Source organism: Variovorax sp. CF313 (genome assembly GCF_000282635.1).
Taxonomy (GTDB): domain Bacteria; phylum Pseudomonadota; class Gammaproteobacteria; order Burkholderiales; family Burkholderiaceae_C; genus Variovorax.
On the sequence record NZ_AKIW01000138.1, the window covers coordinates 1 to 2,360 of the forward strand.

1 protein-coding gene and 1 pseudogene are annotated in these 2,360 nt (G+C 68.5%); both read left to right on the top strand.

Going from position 1 to position 2,360, the window contains the following annotated elements:
• The first annotated feature begins 100 nt into the window (after positions 1-100).
• The gene (locus tag PMI12_RS26020; protein ID WP_007838628.1) at positions 101-1,273 is read left to right on the top strand and encodes a pyridoxal phosphate-dependent aminotransferase; all 1,173 of its coding nucleotides are present in this window, start codon (positions 101-103) and stop codon (positions 1,271-1,273) included.
• 82 nt (positions 1,274-1,355) lie between these two features.
• Positions 1,356-2,277 (top strand): annotated as a pseudogene (locus PMI12_RS26025) (DMT family transporter).
• Positions 2,278-2,360: the final 83 nt, after the last annotated feature.

Below are 2,360 nucleotides of genomic sequence, written 5' to 3' on the forward strand. Positions count from 1 at the left end.
CGCGCACTTCGTGTCGCTTCTCCCTCCCCCTCACCGGGGGCAACACCTGCGGCCCGGCAAAGCCGGTTCCGCGGCGTTCCTGAAAAAGAAAGGTATTTCCATGCGTTCTGCGATCCATCAGCTTGAAGCGTCGAAGATCCGCGAAGTCGCCAACGCCGGCATGGGCCGCGACGACGTGCTGGCCTTCTGGTTCGGCGAAAGCGACGAAGTCACGCCCGAGGTGATCCGCCAAGCGGCCATCGATTCGCTGCAGCGAGGCGAGACCTTCTACGCCCACAACCTTGGCCTGCCCGAGCTGCGCGAAGCCATCGCGCGCTACACGAGCGGGCTGCATCCGGCGGTCGATGCCTCTCGCATCGCCGTCACCTCGGGCGGCGTGAGCGCGCTGATGCTCGCGGTGCAGGCGCTGGTCGATGCGGGCGACGAAGTGGTCGCCGTGACGCCGGTGTGGCCCAACCTGACGGCTCAGCCCGCCATCATGGGCGCGCGCGTTCGTACCTTGCCGCTGGTGCCGGTAAACGGGCAGTGGACGCTCGACCTGCCCGCGCTGCGCGCGGCGGTCACTTCGAAGACGAAGCTGCTGATCGTCAACGCGCCCAACAATCCCACGGGCTGGACCATGACGCGCGACGAGCAGCAGGCCGTGCTCGACCACTGCCGCCAGACCGGCACGTGGATCCTCGCCGACGAGGTGTACGAGCGCCTGTACTACGAGCCGACGCCCAATGCCTGCGCGCCGAGCTTCCTCGACATCTCGAAGCCCGACGACCGGCTCGTCGTCACGCACAGCTTCTCGAAGAGCTTCCTGATGACGGGCTGGCGCCTGGGCTGGCTGGTGCTGCCGCCGTCGATGGTGGACGACATCGGCAAGCTGATCGAGTTCAACACCTCGTGCGCCAGCGTGTTCACGCAGCGCGCCGCCATCACAGCCATCGAACACACGAGCGAGATCACGCCGCGCGTGGTGGCGCACCTGAAGCACTGCCGCGACACGCTGGTGCCGCTGCTGGCGGCGCTGCCGGGCGTGCAGGTGGCTTCGGCCAAGGGTGGCATGTATGCCTTCTTCCGGCTCGAAGGCTTCGGCGATTCGCTCGAAGTGGCCAAGCGGCTGGTCGCCGAGGCGGGCCTGGGGCTCGCGCCGGGCAATGCCTTCGCGCCCGAGGCGCAGGGATGGCTGCGCTGGTGCTTTGCCTCGAAAGACCCGCAGCGGCTGGTGAAGGGCGTGGAGCGCCTGCGCAACTGGCTGGCGGAGCAGCCGCAGCGCAAGGGCTGATCCGGCCGTCTGCAATTTCGTTCAATACGCGGCGTGACCGGACCGCGAAGCTCGGACTTTTCTCGAAAGCGAAAGGTCTGGCATGTCGGAACGGTTGAAGGGAATGGCGCTGTGCGCGCTGGCGATGGTCACGGTGGGCAGCACGGTGGTGGCCAGCAAGGTCATCGCAGGCGGACTCCCTCCGTTCACCGCGACCGCGCTGCGGTTTGCGATGGCGCTGCCGGTGTTTCTCCTGCTGCTGCGGCTGACGCGCACGCCTTGGCCTCGCCCCGACCGGCGCGACCTGGTGCTGCTCTTGTTCCAGGCGGGTTTGGGCAGCGTGGGCTATACGGTGCTGCTGATCCTTGGTGTGAGGTGGGCGCCGGCCGCCAGCGCGGGCGTGGTGGCCGGGACGCTGCCTGCCGTTGCGGCGCTGGCGGCGGTGCTGGCTTTGCGCGAGCGGCCGGGGCGATATCTGGTGGGCAGCATCGTGCTGGCGACGGCAGGGGTGCTGGCAATCAGCTGGCCGGGCGAAGGCTCCGCAGGGGACTCCAAATCGGCCGCGGCGTTCGCCGGCAACCTGCTGCTACTGGGCGCGGTCGTCTGTGAGGCGATGTTCATCCTGCTCAACAAGCGGCTGCGCGTGCCGGTGCGTCCCCTGGCGCTGTCGACGCTGATGGCAGCCTTCGGGCTCCTGCTGTCGCTGGTTCCGGCGCTGTTCGAGCGGGCCTGGGAGCGCCCGTTGCCGAACGATGCGCTGATCGGCGTCGCCTAACGCGCTGGTGCCGACGGTGCTGGGCTTCGTCCTCTGGTTTGCCGGGGCGGCCAGGCTGAAAGGGGCCGAAGCGGCGCTTTTCACTGCGCTCCTGCCGATTTCCGCACTGATACTGGCTGCCCTCTGGCTGGGGGAAAGTATCAGCCTGGCGCAGATCGGCGGGGCCGCCTGCGTGCTCGGCGCGGTAGGCCTGGCTTCGCTCGATGGCAGGAGTGGCAAGGGGCTCGACCCGGCAGCGGCCCCTTCGTGAAACACCGAGGAACCGGCTTTGCCGGGCCTCAGGTGTTGCCCCCGGTAGGGGGTAGGCGAAGCGACACGAAGTGCGCGCAGCCT